We start from the raw sequence: 20398 nt of genomic DNA, 5'->3' as shown, positions 1-20398 counted from the left end.
ATGTTACAACGCCCTAAAATTGTCGCTGAATTGAGCGCTAATCATAACCAAGATTTAAACCTAGCCAAAGAAAGCCTTCATGCCATTAAGGAAAGCGGCGCGGATTTTGTCAAGCTCCAAACTTACACGCCAAGCTGCATGACTTTAGATTCTAAAGAAGATCCTTTCATCATTCAAGGCACTTTATGGGATAAAGAAAATCTGTATGGATTGTATCAAAAGGCTTCTACCCCCCTAGAATGGCATGCTGAATTGTTTGAGTTGGCTAAAAAGCTTGATTTAGGCATTTTTAGCTCGCCTTTTAGCTCAAAAGCTTTAGAGCTTTTAGAGAGCCTAGATTGCCCCATGTATAAAATCGCTAGTTTTGAAATCGTTGATTTAGACTTGATTGAAAAGGCCGCTCGCACACAAAAGCCCATTATCCTTTCTAGCGGTATCGCCACACACGCCGAATTGCAAGACGCTATTTCTTTGTGCAGAGGCGTGAATAATTTTGACATCACCCTTTTAAAATGCGTGAGCGCTTATCCCAGCAAACTAGAAGACGCTAACTTGTTGAGCATGGTTAAATTAGGCGAAACCTTTGGCGTTAAATTTGGCTTGAGCGATCACACGATTGGCTCTCTTTGCCCCATTCTAGCCACCACTTTAGGGGCGAGCATGATAGAAAAGCATTTCATTTTAAACAAATCCTTGCAAACCCCAGACAGCGCTTTTAGCATGGATTTTAACGAATTTAAAAGCATGGTTGGAGCCATCAAACAAAGCGTTTTAGCCTTAGGCGAAGAAGAGCCAAAAATCAATCCAAAGACTTTAGAGGAGCGAAGATTTTTTGCGCGCTCTTTATTCGTCATTAAGGACATTCAAAAAGGCGAAGCATTGACTAGCGATAATATCAAAGCCTTACGCCCCAACCTTGGCTTACACCCTAAATTTTATAAAGAAATTTTAGGCCAAAAGGCATCAAAATTCTTAAAAGCCAACACCCCTTTAAGCACTGATGATATAGAACCCTCATTGCAGGTTTGATTAAAAAATGGGGGTTTTAAGCTTTGTTGCTATCGTTTTAGATTTGATTTTTAACTAAAATTTTTAAGAATTATATTTTAGTTTCTTCCACATTTTTTGCTAGTAATTTTAAAAGATCATTGGATTTCTTGTTATAATTTTGCATTAAAAATTTAGTGTCTATTAAAATTCCTTGTATATTTTCATATTGTTTTAAATTGCCTCTCCACTCATTTTAAAACAAGCCGCTTGCGATCCGATAAATTCAAAATCATTAGGGAAAGTCTGTAAAATCGCTGCTTCTCTTATGATAAAGGTGAGGAAATTTTTTGAAGCAATTTTGAATTTTTCACACGATCCGAACCTTAAAACAACTCACTATGACTCCCAAGCCTAACCAAAGTTAAAACATTGTCTTTCACTCTATACACAAGCAAAACATCAGGCTTAATGTGGCACTCTCTACAGCCTTTGTATATTCCACTTAAAGAGTGGTCTTTAAATCTTTTATCCAATGGAATTTGATTTCTTAAATTTTCAACCACTAAGTCAAACACTTCTAACTCAATTTTTTGATTTAAAATATGCTTTTTTAAATCCTTAGTGAATTTCTTTTTTAACTCAATTTCTAGCATTCAAGCCCCTAAGAATTAAGAGCGAATTGCCAAATTTCACTAGCATTTTTAGGTTTAAAGTTTTCAGTCGTATTAGGATTATCAATATCTAATAAATCTTGTTTTAGTTCATCATTAGGAGTATATTTATTAGCTAAATTCTCCTCTTTCTTAGCTTGAGAATATTGCTTTTTAATCTCTCTCATTTGTGTTTTAATTTCTAAAACTTTACTTTGATACTTAGCTAATTGTTTTTCTAATTTGCCAAGCTCTTTATAAAATTTAACTCCTACTTCTACATCTCTTAACATCTCATCTCCTTGTATCAAACGACATTATGAACCCATTATATCTAAACCCTAACCAATCTATGCTAAACTACAATTAAAGGGGGTAAGCATATATTTTGTAATACAAAATAGCTTGCAATGGGGCAAATCCCCATTGACACCCAAAAATCAAAATAAGGGAATAAGTGAGTATCCAAACAAACAAATTATTAAAAGTCTTAGATTATCTAAAGAGCAACGGCAAACTATCCAAACTCAAATGCAAGAAAAAAATCTAAACTTCTCGCAATTAGTTTTAAATTCTCTTTTAATTCAAAACTCACAAACTCATATAAATTTTAAGAGTTTCACCACTCCAAGAGCCATTTATCAGTTCATCAGTTTTTTGAATATCAAATGTGATAATTCTTTTTTTTGTTTCTTTTTCACTAATCTTGAAGCGTTTGATTAAAGCATTTCTCATTGTAGCAACCATAGGTTTTTCCCACTCAATGTGGGCTAAAATATTAAATCTATTCGTATTCGCAAAACCCAATGATAAACCACCAACCCCACTAAATAAATCTATGCAATTATATTTGTTCATTCAAGTTCTTAATGCCATTGGTAGCGTTGTAAAGCCTGTTTGATAATTTATTTTTTGTTTCATTTTACCCACCAACCATGCTTTTACTTTAAAAACGATTGCAACCAAATAAAAAAGCTCAAGATAAATCAAGCGTATTTTTTCGTATCCATTTCAATAAAACTTAGTGCAAGTTCTTCTTATACCTAAACTCACACTCTTTCAAATGGGGTAAAATTCTCTCTCTTTTATCCCCCTAACCCCCAATCAAATTCCATAACCCCCAAAGACAGCTTTTTAAGAGATTATTTGCTTGGTTAAATCAATCTCTTTTTAGATTGTAAAAAATACTAAAGCATTTTTTATATTTTATAATCAATTCCAAACGAGAACAGAGAAAAGAAATTCTAAATAATTTTTAATCACAGATTCCACACACGCTCTAAATAAAGCTCATTAAACAAAGCCCAAAAAGGGGCTGAAACACCCCTTATGACAAAAAAGCTGTGTCTAAAGCGCTAACTCAATAAAAAGATAATCTCACTTCACCTTTTCAAGATACTCTTCTGTTTCCGTATTGACTTTAATGATCTCACCCTCTAAAACATGGAAAGGCACTTGCACGACCGCACCGGTTTCTAAAGTCGCTGGTTTTTTGCTTGCGCTTGAAGTATCGCCCTTAAAATTAGGGGCTGTTTCTACAATCTTTAGAGCCACAACTTGCGGCACATCCACTGAAATCGCCTTGTCATTATGCAATAAAACCTGCACTTGCATGCCGTCTAGCATCCATTTAGAAGCCTCACCCACTTGAGAGTCGTTCAAAGCGATTTGCTCATAGCTCTCTATGTCCATGAATTGGTATGTATCGCCATCATGATAAAGGTATTGCATCGTTTTTTCAACCAAATTAGGCTCTTCGCACTTGTCCCCCGCATGGAAAGTCTTTTCAATCACCTTACCATCTAAAAACGACTTGATTTTCGCGCGCACAAAAGCCGCACCCTTACCGGGCTTGACATGCTGGTATTCTACGATCCTATAAGGCACACCGCCCAATTCAATTTTCAAGCCCTTTTTGAGCTCGCTCATCCCAATTGCCATGTTACACTCTTCCTTGTTGATTAAATTTTATTAGCGCTGCCCAAAAGTTTCATGCGCTCTTTGACCACATTTTTAAGCGCTAATTGGGCCGGAGAAAAAAACTTCCTCAAATCAAATTGGCTCTTATCTTCATTAGCCACCTTGCGCACTTCTGCGATGAAAGCGATCCTTAAGTCCGTGTCAGTATTGACCTTATTGATCCCCCCTTTCACGGATTCTTGTAAAAATTCAAAAGGTACACCCTTAGAGCCTTTCAAATCGCCTCCAGCGTCCAAATAAGATTTCCTCACATTATCCGGTATCGCGCTCGCTCCATGCAAAACTAAAGGGATATTAGTGAGCCTTTTGACTTCTTGCAAGCGTTCAAAATCCAATTTTGGCTCGCCCTTAAATTTAAACGCTCCGTGGCTTGTCCCAATAGCTGGGGCTAAGTAATCCACTTGAGATTCTTTGACAAACTGCTCCGCTTCTTTAGGATTCACTAACACCGCATCTTTTTCATCCACTGAAATATTGTCTTCAATCCCCATCAAACGCCCCAACTCCGCTTCCACGCTCACTCCAGCGTTATGCGCCATTTTGACCACTTTAGAAGTCAATTCCAAATTTTCTTCAAAAGCATGATGAGACGCATCAATCATCACAGAAGTGAAACCCGCTTTCACGGCTTTTTCGCAGCTTTCAAAAGTCGTGCCATGATCTAGGTGTAAGGCTACAGGAATGTGGGGGTAGCGTTCGCACATGATTTTCACCATGCCCACCGCCATATCAATCCCCATGTATTTGATCGCTCCTTCACTCGCTTGAATGAAAAGCGGGGAATTTTCCTCGTTTCCTGCTTCAAAAATAGCGTTTAGCATTTCAAAATTCACGAAATTAAACGCCCCTACCCCATAACCTTCTTTATGGGCTTTCAATAAGATTTCATTGCCTTTAACTAACATGATAACACCTCATCTACTTGTTGATAACAATTTTAGCGTGCTTCCTTAATTCCTCGATTCGTTGATTCATGCGTTCTTGGAAAAGCTTTTCTTGTAACATCCCTTTAATGGTGGGTTTAGCCTGCTCATAAGTATAAGTTACAGGGCTATCTTTAGAAATCAAATAAATAATATGATAACCAAACTCCGTTTTAACAGGGGTTTTAGTGTAATCCCCAGGAGTTAGAGCGAAAGCGGCTTTAGAAAAATCCGGAGCCATTTGGTTTTTTTGGAATTTCCCTAAATCACCGCCATTTTGCGCGTTCTTGCTGTTAGGATCAATCGTATCACGATTGGCTAATTCAATGAATTTGGCTTCTTTTTTAGCCTTTGGCTGTTTGTCAATCTCAGAAATAATCCGTTTAGCCTCATCTTCGGTTTTCACTAAAATATGCCTAGCATGGGCTTCTTGCTTGACAAAAAGCTGATCTTTATTAGCGTTGTAAAAATCTTGCATTTCTTTTTCTGGGATTTGGATTTTTTTCACTTCTTCAGCCTGTTTTTTAGCCCAAAATTCCACTAAAGCCTGTTTTTTAACCGCTTCCATCATCGCTTTAAATTCTGGAGTCTGATTAAGCTTTTCTGCCTTAGCCTCATTTTCTACAAGCGCGGTGCGGATGGCTTGCTCAATCAAAGCTTCTTTTTCTTTCTCTTTAAGCTTGTCAAAATCAAAATTAGGATTTCGTTGCTTAATCATGTCAAAATCGCTTTTAGTGATGGGTCTGCCATCCACTGTCGCTAACACGCCTGCTGAAGAATCAGTCGTTTTTTTCGTGTTATGTGTAGCGTTATTTGCGTTATGAGCCGGCTTAGCCATCAAAAACGACATGCTCAACGCACCCACTAACGCTAAATTTAAGATATTTTTTTTCATTGTGTGTTCTCCACTCTAAACTAATTTTCATCATTAAATTTACATTATAGCAAATTTAAAACAAAATCAGCTACCATGATTACAGAAAACTCACATTAAAGAGTAAGAAACGCTTAAAGTTATTCATTCCATTCAAAGTGGGTAAAATGTTTGCCACAGATGTTGTAATAATATTTATTGTCCTTATTGGTGTTTGTTACATTCTTTTTGGAAAGAAAAAGAATATTAAAGAAGATTCAAAATTTCATAAGACAATCAATGAATATTATATTTACCATTGCTGTTGTAATCGTTTTGTGTCCTTGGATACTGATGGTATTGTTTTACCCCATAATGTATTTAATTACTACATGTTATTCCATCTTAAATAACTTCTATACTCTATTAATCAATCTCATATTGATAAGCTTACTATGTAAGATTAAGGGACTTTGCGCTTAAATTACCCTATCAAAGCGAGAAGGATTTCAAGTTATGGTTTTGTCTTTATCTATCCTTAAAAAAAGCTTTAATGATTTTTTAAGCGCTAGAATGCTTTTAATCAATCTTGGCCCTATCCTTTTGAGTTTGGCGTTTTTTGGAGCTGTTTTTTACTACAATGGCGGGAGTATTGTGGGTTATTACCAAACTTTATTACCGCAATCTTTAAGCGATTACTCTCATTCTCAAGGCTTTTTTGCTGGTGTGTTCGCATGGGTTTTTAAAGCGTTAGTGTATTTTCTTATTTTTTGGATCGTGATTCTTTTGAGTTTAGTCATCAATATTTTTGCGTCTATTTTTTACACCCCTTTAGTGGTTTCTTATTTGCACCAAAAATATTATCCCCATGTTGTTTTAGAAGAATTTGGCTCTATTTTTTTTCTATTAAATATTTTTTAAAATCGCTCGCTTTTATGCTTTTATTCTTAGCGGTTTTAACGCCCCTTTATTTCATTCCCTTTATAGGGGTCTTTGGGGTCTTTTTTTCTATAGTCCCGCATTTTCTTTTTTTCAAAAACACCATGAGTTTGGATATAGCCAGCATGATTTTTAATTATCAAAGCTATCAAAATTTACTCAAACAGCACCGGTTAAAGCATTATCGTTTCTCGTTTTTTTGCTATCTTTTTTCCTTAATCCCTTTTTTTAATTTTTTTGCCACCTTGTTGCAAACCCTAATGCTAGCGCACTACTTTTTTATCCTTAAAGAAAAAGAATGTTAGATTTTCTCCAAGAGCTTAGCACCCCCCATGTCAGGGATTTTTTCTTGTTGTTTTTAAGGGTTAGTGGCGTGCTGTCTTTTTTCCCTTTTTTTGAAAACCATTTAGTGCCTTTGTCGGTGCGTGGGGCTTTGAGCTTGTATGTGAGCGCGATTTTTTACCCCACTTTAGAATTTTCAAGCGCCGCTTACACGCCAGAGGGTTTTATTATCGCTTGCTTGTGCGAGCTGTTTTTAGGGGTGTGCGCGTCTGTCTTTTTACAAATCGTTTTTGCGAGCTTAGTGTTTGCCACTGACAGCATTAGCTTTTCTATGGGGCTTACCATGGCGAGCGCTTATGATCCCATTTCAGGATCGCAAAAACCCATTGTGGGGCAAGCCCTTTTATTGTTAGCGATTTTAATTTTATTGGATTTATCGTTCCACCATCAAATCATTTTATTTGTAGATCACAGCTTAAAAGCCGTCCCTTTAGGGCGATTTGTCTTTGAGCCAGAATTAGCTAAAAACATTGTCAAAGCCTTTTCGCACTTGTTTGTCATAGGGTTTTCTATGGCGTTCCCTATTTTATGCTTGGTGTTATTGAGCGATATTATTTTTGGCATGATCATGAAAACCCACCCTCAATTCAACCTGCTCGCTATCGGGTTTCCGGTTAAAATTGCGATCGGGTTTGTGGGCATTATTTTAATCGCTTCGGCTATCATGGGGCGTTTTAAAGAAGAAATCAGCTTGGCCTTTAGCGCCATTAGCAAAATTTTTTAAAGGATAAACATGATTAGTTTTAAAGAAGCTCTAAAAATCCATTCTAGCATTCCCTTAAAACCCTTAGAAATAGAGGTTGTCTCTTTGTTTGAAAGCATAGGGCGCGTTTTGGCAGAAGATATTATTTGCACTCACGCTTTGCCTAAATTCAATCAAAGCGCAATGGATGGCTATGGGTTTAAAATGCAAGATTTGGGCCAAAAAACTCAAGTTATCCAACACATCTTTGCCGGAGATGATGTGAGCGCTTTAGAAGTTAAAGAAAATGAATGCGTTAAAATCATGACTGGAGCGATGGTGCCAAAGGGAATAGAAACGATTGTCCCTATAGAATGTATGTTAGAAAGCCATGAAAATTTTGCCCTAGCTCCCAAAGATTTTAAAATTCACGCCAATATCCGTCAAAAGGGCGAGAACGCTTCTTTAAACAGCGTGTTAGTCCCTAAAAATACCCGTTTGAATTATGGGCATATCGCGCTCATTGCCTCTCAAGGGTTCAAAGAAATCAAAGCGTTTAGGAAATTAAAAATCGCTCTCTTTAGCAGCGGCGATGAATTAGTGTCTTTAGGACAAAACGCCCTAGAATGCCAAGTTTATGATGTCAATTCAGTGGGTGTTTTTAACATGCTTAAAAACTACAACACGCATTTTCTAGGGGTTTTAAAAGATGATAAAAATTTACAGCTTAAAATACTTGAATTGCAAGACTATGATGTCATCCTTTCAAGCGCGGGGGTGAGCGTAGGAGATAAAGACTTTTTTAAAGACGCCTTGAAAGAAAAAAACGCCCTTTTTTATTACGAAAAAGTCAATCTCAAACCTGGAAAGCCGGTAACTTTAGCCCAACTCAATCAAAGCATTATTATAGGCTTACCGGGTAATCCTTTAAGTTGCTTAGTCGTTTTACGAGTTTTGATTCTACCCTTATTGGAGCGCTTATCCTTAAATAAAGATTTTAAATTAAAACCCTTTAAGGCTCAAATCAATGCCCCTTTAAAGCTTAATAACAAACGGACGCATTTAATCTTAGGCAACTATTCAAACCACCAATTCATTCCTTACAACAACAACCGCTATGAATCAGGAGCGATTCAAGCCCTTGCGCAAGTGGATTCTATCGCTTTAATTGATGAAGGAGTGGGATTAGTTCAGGGCGAAATTGAAATTTTAAGGTTTGAAAATTAAATTAGCTTTTAACAATGCTATAATGGTGAGTTTAAAACCCCACTCATAAAGGTTCTGTTTGTGGATAACTACACCTATAGCGAATTGTTAAAAAGCTTGCAAAACAAATGCGATAATATCGCTTTGATCATCAAGCCTGAAAAGATCAAACAAGAATTAGAACGCATTGAAAAAGAGCAAGAAGACCCTAATTTTTGGCAAGATGTCTTAAAAGCCAGAGACACTAATAAAGAAAAAGTGCGCTTGAACCGCTTGCTAGAAACCTATCAAAAAACGAAAAATTCTTTAGATGAAAGCGTGGAATTGTTTGAACTCGCTCAAAACGATAACGATGAGGTTACTTTATCCTTGCTCTATGAAGAGGCTCCCATTTTAGAGCACAGCGTGCAAAAAGTGGAAATTGAAATCATGCTAAGCGGTGAAAACGACGCTTCAAACGCTATTATCACCATTCAGCCTGGAGCGGGGGGGACTGAAAGCCAGGATTGGGCGAGCATTTTGTATCGCATGTATTTGAGGTGGGCAGAAAGAAGAGGCTTTAAAAGCGAGATTTTAGATTACCAAGATGGCGAAGAAGCGGGCATTAAAGGGGTCGCCTTTATCATTAAGGGCGAAAACGCTTATGGCTATTTGAAAAATGAAAACGGGGTGCATAGGCTTGTAAGGATTTCGCCCTTTGATGCGAACGCCAAACGGCACACGAGTTTTGCGAGCGTGCAAATTAGCCCTGAATTGGACGATGATATTGATATAGAAATTGATGAAAAAGATGTCCGTTATGATTATTACAGAGCCAGTGGGGCAGGCGGTCAGCATGTCAATAAAACAGAAAGCGCGGTTAGGATCACGCATTTCCCTACCGGTATTGTGGTGCAATGCCAAAACGACAGGAGCCAGCATAAAAACAAGGCGAGCGCGTTAAAAATGCTTAAATCCAAGCTTTATGAATTGGAATTAGAAAAACAGCAAAGCAGTGCCAAAAATGAAGAAAAAAGCGAGATCGGCTGGGGGCATCAAATAAGAAGCTATGTTCTAGCCCCCTACCAGCAAGTCAAAGACGCACGCTCCAATATCGCTTATAGCAATGTGGAAGCGATATTAGACGGCGATATTGATGCGATTTTAGAGGGCGTTTTGATTGCTAAAGCTTAAGTGCGCTAAAATGATAGCCGATAAATTATGGTTACTATAAAACGCTTTTTAAACGCATAAGGAACGACAATGACACAAGAAGAATTAGACGCTTTGATGAGTGGTGGCGATTTAGAAAATTTGGAAGCCCTAGAGGCTAAAGAAGAGGCTAAAGAGGACGCTAAGGAAGAGCCTAAAGAGGGTAAAGAGAATTCCAATTATAGTGAAAAAATGACCGTCAAAAAAGAGGACGCTGAAAAATACGGCAAGATTAGCCCCAATGAATGGCCTCCCCCTCCCCCCACTGAAGAGCATAAAGTCGTGCATCAATTAGACGATGTTACAAGAGATTCTGAAGTGAAAGCCACGCAAATTTTTGATCAACTGGATTTGATCGGAGCTAGTGCTGAAAAGATCGCTAAAATGGTTAAAAAAATCCAAGAACCTTTGCAAAAACACCAAGAAGTTTTTGAAAATTTGCATGGTCATTTCCCCCATGTTGAATCTTTTAAAACCGCGCTCAACGAGCAACAAGAAATCCTAAACGCCCTTAAAAGCATTGAAGAAGAAGCCACTAATTGCTCTGATAGCTCCATGCAAGCGATGGATATTATGCAATTTCAAGACATCCACCGCCAAAAAATTGAACGAGTGGTTAATGTCATGCGAGCGCTCAGCCAATACATGAATTCGCTTTTTGAAGGCAAAATTGATGATTCTAAGCGCGTGAGTTCAGCGACTTTTATCACCGGCGATGACGATAAAGATTTAGCCAGCGCTGATGATATTGAAGCCTTGATCGCTTCTTTTGGAGCCAAGTAGTTTTGAACCAAGTTGAATTACTCTCTCCAGCCGGTAATTTAAAGAAACTTAAAATCGCTCTCAACTATGGGGCTGATGCGGTTTATGGGGGGGTGAGCCACTTTTCTTTACGCAATCGCGCCAGCAAGGAATTCACTTTAGAGACCTTTAAAGAAGGGATTGACTACGCCCATGCGCTAAATAAAAAAGTCTATGCCACGATCAATGGTTTCCCTTTCAATTCACAGCTCAAACTTTTAGAAGAGCATCTTTATAAAATGGCAGAGCTAAAACCAGACGCTTTCATTATCGCTGCGCCTGGTGTCATCAAGCTCGCTTCAAAAATCGCCCCGCGCATTCCTATCCATTTATCCACGCAAGCGAATGTTTTAAACACGCTAGATGCGCAAGTGTTTTATGATTTAGGGGTTAAACGCATCGTGTGCGCTAGGGAATTGAGCCTGAATGATGCGATTGAAATTAAAAAAGCCCTACCTAATTTGGAATTAGAAATCTTTGTGCATGGGAGCATGTGCTTTGCCTTTTCAGGGCGTTGCTTGATTTCGGCTTTACAAAAGGGGCGCGTGCCTAATAGAGGGAGTTGCGCGAACGATTGCCGGTTTGATTATGAATATTATGTGAAAAACCCTGATAACGGCGTGATGATGAGGTTGGTTGAAGAAGAGGGCGTAGGCACGCATATTTTTAACGCTAAAGATTTGAACCTCTCTAGTCATATCGCTGAAATTTTAAGCTCCAACGCCATTAGTGCACTTAAGATTGAAGGGCGCACCAAGTCCAGTTACTACGCCGCGCAAACCACGCGCATCTATCGTTTAGCGGTTGATGATTTTTACCATAACACCCTTAAGCCGAGTTTTTATGCTAGCGAATTGAACACGCTTAAAAACAGGGGTTTTACGGACGGCTATTTGATGCGAAGACCTTTTGAAAGGTTGGATACTCAAAACCACCAAACAGCCATCAGCGAAGGGGATTTTCAAGTCAATGGCGAAATCACCGAAGACGGGCGTTTTTTTGCATGCAAATTCACCACCACCACTAACATAGCTTATGAAATCATCGCTCCCAAAAATGTGGCTATCACGCCCGTAGTCAATGAAATTGGCAAAATTTATACCTTTGAAAAACGCTCTTATTTAGTGCTGTATAAAATCCTTTTAGAAAATAACACCGAGTTAGAAACTATCCATAGCGGGAATGTGAATTTAGTGCGACTGCCCGCACCCTTACCAGCTTTTAGTTTTTTACGCACCCAAGCTAGAGTCTAAAAATGGCGTTTAGAGATTAGGGATTACAAACAATTAAGAGAAACGCATGCCCTTAGAAACTATCACGCTCGCTCATATTTACGAAGAACAAGGGTTTTTTGAAGAAGCGTTGCAAATTTATACTAATATTTTAAAAAAAACCCCTGACCATGCAGAGGCGTTAAAGCAAATGAAGCGTTTGGAAAAAATCCAAAAAAATGGCACTCCTTTCAAACATGATGCAATACTAGAGCGGCACTATTTGAATTTTATCAAAGGGGATTTTTTGAGCGTTGAGAATTTAGAAAAATGGCTGGTAGAATGGAATTGAAAAACATTATTTCAGAAACCCTTAATGAAATTGAAAAAATGGCTAAAACCATTGACGATGGTTTTAATACGGCGCAAAAAACGCCCTCTTTTTTCAAAACGCCCCCCTATTTGCAAAACGCCAAAAACGCTGAAACGCCACCAATGAGTAACACGGAGCCAAAAAACGCTGCTAAAATAGAAACGCAAGAAAAAATCACAGAAGAAAATACAGAAGAAAAAGAAGAAGCACAAGAAATCATTACAGAAGAAATCACGCCCAAAAACCCCACGCAAGTGTTAATTCCAAACGAGCGGGTTTTTTTAAAAAATTTACTAGAGAGAACCTTAGTGTTATTGAAAGGCATGCAGGCTTTAGAAGAAAAGGAAGCCCTAGAGCGATTGGATTTAGTGGCGCGTTTCTTGCAATACCAATTGAGCGTGCTTGAAAAACGATTGGAATCTTTGGAGCGAGAAAACACAAAGTAGCATGCAAAAATAAAGTTTTGTTTTAATTAAATACTGACACTGAAATTTTATTTTAATTTTAAAAAATGGGGTTTTAGTTACTTTATTTTAAACTCATTTCCTTAAGGGAATAGGGGTATTTTGAAATCATTCTCCCCCTTTTAACCCCCCTAAAATAAGAAATTGTCGCTTGCTTATGCAGGCTCTTTTGAGGGTAAAAAACACTCAAAGCGCTTTTTAATTTTCAATATTCCATGAAAACAAAGCCTTAAATTCCCATTAATAACTATGATAATGTTTTGAATTTTTATTTTTAAGACATCTTTAAGGTATCTTTAGTAATAAAATGCTAAAATCAAGCCCTTAAAACATTAACAGAGTTAATCGTTTTTAAAGTTGTAAAAATCATTGAAGGAGTTAATTGAAGTATGATAGAAGTTTTAATGATAGAAGATGATATAGAATTAGCCGAGTTTTTGAGCGAGTTCTTGCTCCAACATGGCATTCATGTAACCAATTACGATGAGCCATATACCGGCATTAGTGCGGCTAACACACAAAATTATGATTTGTTGTTATTGGATTTGACTTTGCCTAATTTAGATGGGCTTGAAGTGTGTAGGCGCATTTCCAAACAAAAACATATCCCTATTATTATTTCTTCAGCGAGAAGTGATGTGGAAGATAAGATTAAAGCGCTGGATTATGGGGCTGATGACTACCTCCCTAAACCCTATGATCCTAAGGAATTGTTAGCTCGTATCCAATCCTTACTCAGGCGTTCTCATAAAAAAGAAGAAGTGAGTGAGCCAGGCGATGCGAATATCTTTAGGGTAGATAAGGATAGCCGAGAAGTGTATATGCATGAAAAAAAGCTAGACTTAACCAGGGCTGAATATGAAATCCTTTCGCTTCTCATTAGCAAAAAAGGTTATGTGTTTAGCCGTGAAAGCATTGCGATTGAGAGCGAGAGCATCAACCCTGAAAGCTCTAATAAAAGCATTGACGTGATCATTGGCCGTTTGCGATCTAAGATTGAAAAAAATCCTAAGCAACCGCAATACATCATCTCTGTTAGAGGGATTGGTTATAAATTAGAATACTGATATTCTAATAAGGAGTTAAGGGGTTTTGCGTTTCTCTATCTTTTTTAAGGTTGTCGCTTTGTTTATGATAACGCTCTTTAGTTTTGGAGCGTTCGCTTACTATTTCGTGTCTTCTCAAATCAGCCATGAAAACTATCAAAACGAAATGCGCCATTATCAGTTTGTTACCACTATCAATGAAATTTTAAATAACTACTCTGATTATAGAGCCATAGAAGATTACCTCTATAAAATCGGTTTTAGAGAAACCACGATAGAAAATTTAGAAAAGGTTTTAGCCAAAAGACGCCACCAGTTGCACCACAGGAATATTGGGTATGCGGAAGTGTTTAAATTCAGCGACATGGTTTTTATCCTTTTAAAAAAGGATGAGCATTTTGTGCTTTATAAAGATTTGCATTCGGTTTCTTATAGGAACTATTTCTTGGCTATCACGGTAGGTTTATTATTGATTTTATTCCTCTTTTTATTTGTTTTACAGAGTTTATTGCCCTTAAGAGAGTTGAGATCTCAAGTGAAGCGATTCGCTCAAGGGGACAAAAGCGTGAGTTGTAAAAGCAAGCAAAAAGATGAAATAGGGGATCTGGCTAACGAATTTGACAATTGCATTCTAAAAATCAATGCGATGAATGAATCTCGGGTTTTATTTTTGCGCTCTATCATGCATGAATTGCGCACCCCTATCACTAAGGGCAAGATACTAAGCTCTATGCTCAAAGAAGAATTGCCACAAAAACGCTTCATTTCCATTTTTGATCACCTAAACATGCTGATTGAGCAATTTGCCCGCATTGAACAGCTCGCTTCCAAAAGCTATGGGAGCAATAAAGAAAAATTTTTAATGAGCGATTTGATCGATAAAATTGAAAAAATGCTTTTAATTGACGAGGATAAAGAAAGCCCTATCCATGTATCCTCTTCCAATTACATTATTGAAGCGGATTTTGAATTGTTTGCTATAGCGTTAAAAAACATGATAGACAATGCAATCAAACACAGCGATGACAAACAGGTGTTTTTGGATTTCATCGGCAATGATTTGGTGGTGTCTAATAAAAGCAAACCTTTAAAAGAAGATTTTGAAAAGTATTTGCAACCTTATTTTAAATCTTCTAACCCCAGCCAAGCCCATGGGTTTGGGCTAGGCATGTATATCATTAAAAACGCTTTGGAGGCTATGGGATTGAATTTGAGCTATCATTATGGCAATGGAAGAATCTGTTTCACTATCCATGATTGCGTTTTTAATAGTTTTTACGATTTAGAAGAGGATAATGAAGAGCTACCCCCCCCCCCCGAAAATTTGAGAGAGGTGAAGGGAATGAAGGGGACAGAAAAAGCCAATTGTGGGGTTAAAGAAAAACAAAAAGAGAGAACATGTTCAAACGATTGAGAAGATTACGAAGCAGCGAAAATTTAAGAGCGATGTTAAGAGAAACGCGTTTAAATATTAATGATTTCATCGCTCCTTTATTTGTCATAGAAAGCGGTAGTTATATTAAAAACGAAATCAGCTCCATGCCCGGCGTGTATCAAATGAGTATAAAGCCTCTTTTAAAAGAATGCGAAGAATTAGTGGGTTTAGGCATCAAAGCCGTTTTATTGTTTGGCATTCCTAAACATAAGGACGCTACAGGAAGCCATGCGTTAAATAAGGATCACATTGTCGCAAAAGCCACGAGAGAAATTAAAAAACGATTTAAGGATTTGATCGTTATAGCGGATTTGTGTTTTTGTGAATACACCGACCATGGGCATTGCGGGATTTTAGAAAACGATTCTGTGTCTAACGACAAAACGCTAGAGATTTTAAATCTTCAAGGGCTTATTTTAGCCGAAAGCGGCGTGGATATTCTAGCCCCAAGCAACATGATGGATGGCAATGTTTTAAGCTTGAGAAAAACGCTAGATAACGCCGGGTATTTTCACACGCCCATCATGAGCTATTCCACCAAATTTGCGAGTAGCTACTATGGGCCTTTTAGAGATGCGGCAAACTCTGCACCGAGTTTTGGCGATCGCAAAAGCTATCAAATGGATTACGCTAATCAAAAAGAAGCGCTTTTAGAAAGTTTAGAAGATGAAAAGCAGGGCGCGGATATTTTAATGGTGAAGCCGGCTTTAGCGTATTTGGATATTGTTAAAGAGATTAGAGATCACACTTTGCTCCCTTTAGCACTCTATAATGTGAGTGGGGAATACGCCATGCTCAAACTCGCGCAAAAACACAACCTGATCAACTATGAAAGCGTGCTGTTAGAAACAATGACTTGTTTTAAAAGAGCGGGAGCGGATATGATTATTAGCTATCATGCTAAAGAAGTGGCTAACTTATTACAAAGGAATTGAATGGGACGAGCGTTTGAATACAGAAGAGCGGCTAAAGAAAAACGATGGGATAAGATGAGTAAGGTTTTCCCCAAGCTTGCCAAAGCGATCACTCTAGCGGCAAAAGATGGCGGGAGCGAGCCGGACACGAACGCCAAACTGCGAACAGCGATTTTAAACGCTAAAGCGCAAAACATGCCTAAAGACAATATTGACGCGGCGATTAAAAGAGCGAGCAGCAAAGAGGGGAATTTGAGTGAAATCACTTATGAGGGTAAGGCGAATTTTGGCGTGCTAATCATCATGGAATGCATGACTGATAACCCCACTAGAACGATCGCCAACCTTAAAAGCTATTTCAATAAAACGCAAGGGGCAAGCATCGTGCCTAATGGCTCTTTAGAGTTTATGTTTAATAGAAAAAGCGTGTTTGAATGCTTGAAAAATGAAGTGGAAAATTTAAAACTCAGCCTAGAAGATTTAGAATTCGCCCTCATTGATTATGGTTTGGAAGAATTAGAAGAAGTGGAGGATAAAATTATTATTAGGGGGGATTATAACAGCTTCAAGCTCTTAAATGAGGGGTTTGAAAGCTTGAGATTGCCTATTTTAAAAGCAAGTTTGCAACGCATCGCCACAACGCCCATTGAATTGAATGACGAACAAATGGAGCTTACCGAAAAATTACTAGACAGGATTGAAGACGATGATGATGTGGTCGCGCTTTATACGAATATTGAGTGAAAGGCTAAAAGGCTCAAAATATTTTTTAACAAAACCAACAAAAAATTTTGTTGCTATAAGCTTGTAAAATCCTATAAAGATTTATAAAATTCCTTTTTTATTGGATTTTAACCTTATTTTGATTGAATAAAGGTTTTTGTTTTGATCAAATATGAATAGCTTTTTCAATATTCTTTTTTAAAAAACTTGTTTTTAAGCTTTTTCATAGTTAATTTTTATTTTGTAAGTTATTTTTTAAAGCGGATAGGAGGATTTTGGAATAACGCCCCCTTTAACCCCATTAAATCCCCTAAGAGCGCTTTAAAAAATTATCGCTTGTGTCTTGTGTAAGCTCTTTTATATTTGTTTTAAAACGCCTTTGAGTGTTTTTATTATCAATATGAGAGCGAATCCAAACCCTAGATTTGTGGATTTTTAATCTCAATACCCATCAATAGAAACACTCAATCCCCATTTGATAGCGCGAAAGCGGAAAGATTTCTATAAGATGAGTCTTAACGATTAGCCCTTGAACTTTAGCTTATTGCGTATCATCTTGCGTGTCGTTTTGCTCGTCATCTTGCAAATTATCAGACTTCTTGCCAATCACTTCTTCTAACACTTTACAACTACCACTAAAGCCTAAAGCGCACCCTTTCTTATAATATGAAGTGGCTTTCTCCAAATCTTTTGGAGCTCCCTTACCCATGTAATACATCACCGCCACATTATGACAACCGCTCCCTTCTTTTAAATAACAACCCTTTTTATAAAGATTCAAAGCCTGCTCTTCATTTTGTTTGACATCCATACCGGCTTCATACAAGTATCCCAAACTCACACAGCTCGCCCCGTCTTTTAAATGGCACCCTCTTTTAAAATTCGCAAAGGCTTTTTTCAAATCCTGTTCCACGCCTTTGGCGCTCCTATACATATACCCTACAAAGTTACAACTGATGCCATAATTCAAACTGCAAGCGTATTTAGAAAAAGAAAGGGCTTTGGCGTAATTTTGTTTAACGCCCGTGCCATTAAAATACATAAAACCCAAACTACCGCAGCTCACCCCACCTTTTAAGTGGCACCCTCTCCTGTAATAATAGATAGCCTTTGGAAGGTCTTTTTGAACGCCATCGCCATATTCATACATAGAGCCTAAACTCGCGCAAGCGAGATGATTCCTTAAATTACACCCTCTTCTGTAATAAAAAACGGCTTTTGAAATATTCTGATCCACGCCATCGCCATATTCATACATAGAGCCTAAACTCGTGCAACCAACCCCCATCCTTAAATTACAGCTTCTCTTATAAAAAGCCACCGCTCTATGGTAATCCCCCCTCTTAAGGGCTTGATTAGCCATCTTAAAATATTTCTCACCGGTTGTAGCCACCAAATGACCAAAACAGCTTGCCATTAAAAATAAAATCAAAAACCACTTTTTAGTCCAACTCTTTATCATCTCATTCCTTACAAAACTAAGCCAAAGCTCACACAAAAAAAATCAGTAAAACCCCGATTTAATTGGTTATTATAGTATAATTATTAAAAAATAAATTCAACTTTTGGATTAAATTGATTTAAAAAACCTATTTTAGGGAAACCACTTAAAATGAGTATTACTATTCCTATCGTTATCGCTTTTGACAATCATTACGCCATTCCGGCTGGCGTGAGCCTGTATTCCATGCTGGCTTGCACTAAAACAAAACACCATGATAAAAAACTTTTTTATAAAATCCACTGCCTGGTGGATAACTTAAGCCTTGAAAACCAACAAAAATTAAAAGAGACTCTAGCCCCCTTTAGCGCTTTTATGAGCGTGGATTTTTTAGACATTTCAACCCCTAATCTTTATACCCCTTCAGTAGAACCCTCTGTGATTGATAAAATCCATGAAGCTTTTTCACAGCTCAACATTTACGCTAAGACTCGCTTTTCTAAAATGGTCATGTGCCGCTTGTTTTTGGCTTCTTTATTCCCACAATACGACAAAATTATCATGTTTGATGCAGACACTTTGTTTTTAAACGATGTGAGCGAGAGTTTTTTCATCCCGCTAGATTCTTATTATTTTGGAGCGGCTAAAGATTTTGCTTCCGATAAAAGCCCTAAACATTTTCAAATAGCGCGAGAAAAAGACCCTCGTCAAGCCTTTTCCCTTTATGAGCATTACCTTAATGAAAGCGATATGCAAATCATCTATGAAAGCAATTATAACGCCGGGTTTTTAGTCGTGAATTTAAAGCTGTGGCGTGCTGATCATTTAGAAGAGCACTTACTCAATTTAGCCCATCAAAAAGGCCAGTGCGTGTTTTACCCTGAACAGGATCTTTTAACGCTCGCATGCTATCAAAAAGTTTTAATCTTGCCTTATATTTATAACACCCACCCTTTCATGGCCAATCAAAAACGCTTCATCCCTGACAAAAAAGAAATCGTCATGCTGCATTTTTATTTTGTAGGAAAACCTTGGATTTCACCCGCTGCTTTATATTCTAAAGAATGGCATGAGATTCTTTTAAAAACCCCTTTTTACGCTGAGTATTCCGTGAAATTCCTTAAACAAATGACAGAATTGTTAAGCCTTAAAGACAAACAAAAAACCTTTGAATTTCTTGCCCCCCTACTCAACCCAAAAACCCTTTTAGAATATGTCTTTTTTAGATTGAAGAGGATTTTCAAACGCTTAAAAGAAAAACTTTCAAACTCTTAGCGTTCTCGTTTGGGCAACACGCTATAGGCGAATTTAACATAAATTGCTAAACTGATCAAAAGCACCGCCACGCCGACAGCCAAATACACCGCATAAGTGATTTTATCCGGTTCGCTCACGCTGAATTTAAACACGAGCATTAACGCTTCAATGGCTAAGGCGATAATGATAGAGCCTAAAAACCTGATCATCGTGCGGTGGATCGCATGGTGGTTATCCCCGCTATTTTTACCCAAAACTTCTTCTTCAAAAATCGCCTTGACTAGATCAAAGGTGGCTAAGGCTAGGGTTAAAAGCACAATGGGGTGGAACACTTCTTTAATGTCAAAACTGCTAAAATTGACAATCGCTGTCCAAAAGCTAGAAATGCATTTCACAAATAAAAGCAGCGACACTAAAGTGAGCATGATAGAAATCATAAAATACATGACCATGCTCCCTTCGCTAAAGGTTCTGAAATACTTTGAAGGCGAGCTGATTTCAATCGCCACCCTCAAAGGGATTTGCAAGCACACCACAAACGCCAAATCGTTATTTTGATCATACACCGGGTAAGACGCGCTCACTACCAAATGGTTTCCTTTTTTAGAAGGATAGGGGTCGGTTAAAATGCAACGCTTTTCACTCACGGCTTGATAAAAATAATACTTATCGCTAAAGCTGGCATGCGATTCTAATTCAATCCCTTCTGTTAAATCATGCTCTAATATCCCTTCCTTATGCCTTTCCTCTTTAAGTTGGCTTGGCTTAAGAATTAGCATGCCCTTAGCGTCTAACACAAAAAAACTTTTTGCCATTTTGATTTCAGCGTGCATTTTTCTGATCTGTTTGTTTAAATAATCCAAAGTGATTTCAGGAAGGTGGTTGCGGATATTGTGCGAAAACAAATAGGTAAGATAAGCGTATAACTCGGTGCGGATCTTGGAATATTGGACAATGTCTCTACTTAACATCAAAAG

At 37.8% G+C, this 20398-nt stretch carries 21 protein-coding genes and 5 pseudogenes; 16 read left to right on the top strand and 10 right to left on the bottom strand.

From position 1 onward, the window contains the following. Positions 1–1029, top strand: coding sequence for a pseudaminic acid synthase (gene pseI, locus AYS37_RS01240; RefSeq protein ID WP_000941797.1), 1029 nt, complete (start codon positions 1–3; stop codon positions 1027–1029). Between the two features lie 70 nt (positions 1030–1099). Here pseI and AYS37_RS08570 read toward each other — a convergent pair. From AYS37_RS08570 to AYS37_RS01230, 4 genes and pseudogenes are all read right to left on the bottom strand, one after another. Continuing rightward, positions 1100–1240, bottom strand: a pseudogene (locus AYS37_RS08570) (LlaJI family restriction endonuclease); the annotation flags it as partial. Beyond that, positions 1222–1317: pseudogene (locus AYS37_RS08460) on the bottom strand (DNA cytosine methyltransferase); the annotation flags it as partial. The pseudogenes AYS37_RS08570 and AYS37_RS08460, both read right to left, overlap by 19 nt. A gap of 56 nt (positions 1318–1373) precedes the next feature. Further along, the gene (locus AYS37_RS01235) at positions 1374–1643 is read right to left on the bottom strand and encodes a type II toxin-antitoxin system YafQ family toxin (RefSeq protein WP_000889632.1); all 270 of its coding nucleotides are present in this window, start codon (positions 1641–1643) and stop codon (positions 1374–1376) included. 8 nt (positions 1644–1651) lie between these two features. Further along, positions 1652–1933 carry a hypothetical protein gene (locus tag AYS37_RS01230; protein ID WP_000943020.1) on the bottom strand — a complete coding sequence of 94 codons (282 nt, stop codon included), beginning with the start codon at positions 1931–1933 and terminating at the stop codon, positions 1652–1654. Positions 1934–2093: 160 nt separating this feature from the next. Between AYS37_RS01230 and AYS37_RS08705 the strand changes: the two genes are divergently transcribed. Then, positions 2094–2363, top strand: coding sequence for a hypothetical protein (locus tag AYS37_RS08705; protein ID WP_080023629.1), 270 nt, complete (start codon positions 2094–2096; stop codon positions 2361–2363). Here the strand turns inward: AYS37_RS08705 and AYS37_RS08700 are convergent. The 4 genes and pseudogenes from AYS37_RS08700 to cbf2 all read right to left on the bottom strand — a co-directional run. Then, positions 2334–2498, bottom strand: a pseudogene (locus AYS37_RS08700) (DNA cytosine methyltransferase); the annotation flags it as partial. The gene AYS37_RS08705 and the pseudogene AYS37_RS08700 overlap by 30 nt on opposite strands. Positions 2499–3017: 519 nt before the next feature. Further along, positions 3018–3581 (bottom strand): elongation factor P, encoded by a 564-nt coding sequence (efp, locus tag AYS37_RS01220; protein WP_000974265.1) that lies wholly within the window; start codon positions 3579–3581, stop codon positions 3018–3020. A 20-nt stretch (positions 3582–3601) separates the two neighbouring features. Beyond that, positions 3602–4525, bottom strand: a complete 924-nt coding sequence (locus AYS37_RS01215) for a class II fructose-bisphosphate aldolase (protein WP_000960451.1) — start codon at positions 4523–4525, stop codon at positions 3602–3604. A gap of 13 nt (positions 4526–4538) precedes the next feature. Beyond that, positions 4539–5438, bottom strand: a complete 900-nt coding sequence (gene cbf2 / locus AYS37_RS01210; RefSeq protein ID WP_000739467.1) for a peptidylprolyl isomerase CBF2 — start codon at positions 5436–5438, stop codon at positions 4539–4541. 146 nt (positions 5439–5584) lie between these two features. Between cbf2 and AYS37_RS08945 the strand changes: the two are divergent. The 13 genes and pseudogenes from AYS37_RS08945 (at position 5585) to AYS37_RS01145 (ending at position 16744) form a co-directional block, all read left to right on the top strand. Continuing rightward, a pseudogene (locus AYS37_RS08945) lies at positions 5585–5805 on the top strand (hypothetical protein). A gap of 107 nt (positions 5806–5912) precedes the next feature. Continuing rightward, a pseudogene (locus AYS37_RS01200) lies at positions 5913–6640 on the top strand (EI24 domain-containing protein). Next, a complete protein-coding gene (gene fliR, locus AYS37_RS01195; protein WP_000883882.1) occupies positions 6634–7401 on the top strand; it encodes a flagellar biosynthetic protein FliR in 768 nt (255 codons plus the stop codon). Before AYS37_RS01200 ends, fliR begins: the two are co-directional and overlap by 7 nt. A gap of 9 nt (positions 7402–7410) precedes the next feature. Then, positions 7411–8586 carry a molybdopterin molybdotransferase MoeA gene (locus AYS37_RS01190; RefSeq protein WP_000622904.1) on the top strand — a complete coding sequence of 392 codons (1176 nt, stop codon included), beginning with the start codon at positions 7411–7413 and terminating at the stop codon, positions 8584–8586. A 60-nt stretch (positions 8587–8646) separates the two neighbouring features. Beyond that, complete coding sequence (prfB, locus tag AYS37_RS01185) at positions 8647–9738, top strand: peptide chain release factor 2 (protein WP_000371121.1); 1092 nt, start codon at positions 8647–8649, stop codon at positions 9736–9738. Positions 9739–9807: 69 nt separating this feature from the next. After that, complete coding sequence (gene cheZ, locus AYS37_RS01180; protein WP_000191043.1) at positions 9808–10539, top strand: protein phosphatase CheZ; 732 nt, start codon at positions 9808–9810, stop codon at positions 10537–10539. Positions 10540–10541: 2 nt separating this feature from the next. Beyond that, on the top strand, positions 10542–11810 hold the full coding sequence (locus tag AYS37_RS01175) for a peptidase U32 family protein (protein WP_001077505.1): 1269 nt from the start codon (positions 10542–10544) through the stop codon (positions 11808–11810). Positions 11811–11856: 46 nt separating this feature from the next. Continuing rightward, a complete protein-coding gene (locus AYS37_RS01170) occupies positions 11857–12120 on the top strand; it encodes a tetratricopeptide repeat protein (RefSeq protein WP_001127783.1) in 264 nt (87 codons plus the stop codon). Then, positions 12111–12587 (top strand): CiaD-like domain-containing protein, encoded by a 477-nt coding sequence (locus AYS37_RS01165; RefSeq protein ID WP_001874469.1) that lies wholly within the window; start codon positions 12111–12113, stop codon positions 12585–12587. The genes AYS37_RS01170 and AYS37_RS01165 overlap by 10 nt, the downstream gene beginning before the upstream one ends. Positions 12588–12994: 407 nt before the next feature. After that, positions 12995–13672 carry an acid response regulator transcription factor ArsR gene (gene arsR / locus AYS37_RS01160; RefSeq protein WP_000573710.1) on the top strand — a complete coding sequence of 226 codons (678 nt, stop codon included), beginning with the start codon at positions 12995–12997 and terminating at the stop codon, positions 13670–13672. A gap of 25 nt (positions 13673–13697) precedes the next feature. After that, a complete protein-coding gene (gene arsS / locus AYS37_RS01155; protein WP_001212468.1) occupies positions 13698–15065 on the top strand; it encodes an acid-sensing histidine kinase ArsS in 1368 nt (455 codons plus the stop codon). After that, positions 15050–16021, top strand: a complete 972-nt coding sequence (hemB, locus tag AYS37_RS01150) for a porphobilinogen synthase (protein ID WP_000476625.1) — start codon at positions 15050–15052, stop codon at positions 16019–16021. The genes arsS and hemB overlap by 16 nt, the downstream gene beginning before the upstream one ends. Next, positions 16022–16744, top strand: coding sequence for a YebC/PmpR family DNA-binding transcriptional regulator (locus tag AYS37_RS01145; protein ID WP_000532086.1), 723 nt, complete (start codon positions 16022–16024; stop codon positions 16742–16744). It abuts the gene before it with no gap. Between the two features lie 520 nt (positions 16745–17264). On the opposite strand, the gene AYS37_RS01140 is transcribed toward AYS37_RS01145, so the two are convergent. Then, positions 17265–18185 (bottom strand): tetratricopeptide repeat protein, encoded by a 921-nt coding sequence (locus tag AYS37_RS01140; protein ID WP_000597804.1) that lies wholly within the window; start codon positions 18183–18185, stop codon positions 17265–17267. Positions 18186–18335: 150 nt separating this feature from the next. Here AYS37_RS01140 and rfaJ point away from each other — a divergent pair, with 150 nt between their 5' ends. Next, positions 18336–19439, top strand: coding sequence for an HP0159 family lipopolysaccharide 1,6-glucosyltransferase (gene rfaJ / locus AYS37_RS01135; RefSeq protein ID WP_000028821.1), 1104 nt, complete (start codon positions 18336–18338; stop codon positions 19437–19439). On the opposite strand, the gene AYS37_RS01130 is transcribed toward rfaJ, so the two are convergent. Continuing rightward, positions 19436–20392 (bottom strand): PDC sensor domain-containing protein, encoded by a 957-nt coding sequence (locus tag AYS37_RS01130; protein WP_000952273.1) that lies wholly within the window; start codon positions 20390–20392, stop codon positions 19436–19438. The two genes, rfaJ and AYS37_RS01130, sit on opposite strands and share 4 nt — an antisense overlap. Between the last annotated feature and the right edge of the window lie 6 nt (positions 20393–20398).

The organism is Helicobacter pylori NQ4053 (assembly GCF_000274605.1).
GTDB lineage: Bacteria > Campylobacterota > Campylobacteria > Campylobacterales > Helicobacteraceae > Helicobacter > Helicobacter pylori_CV.
Note: the sequence above shows the minus strand (reverse complement) of the source record. Positions and strands in the feature narration are given on the sequence as shown.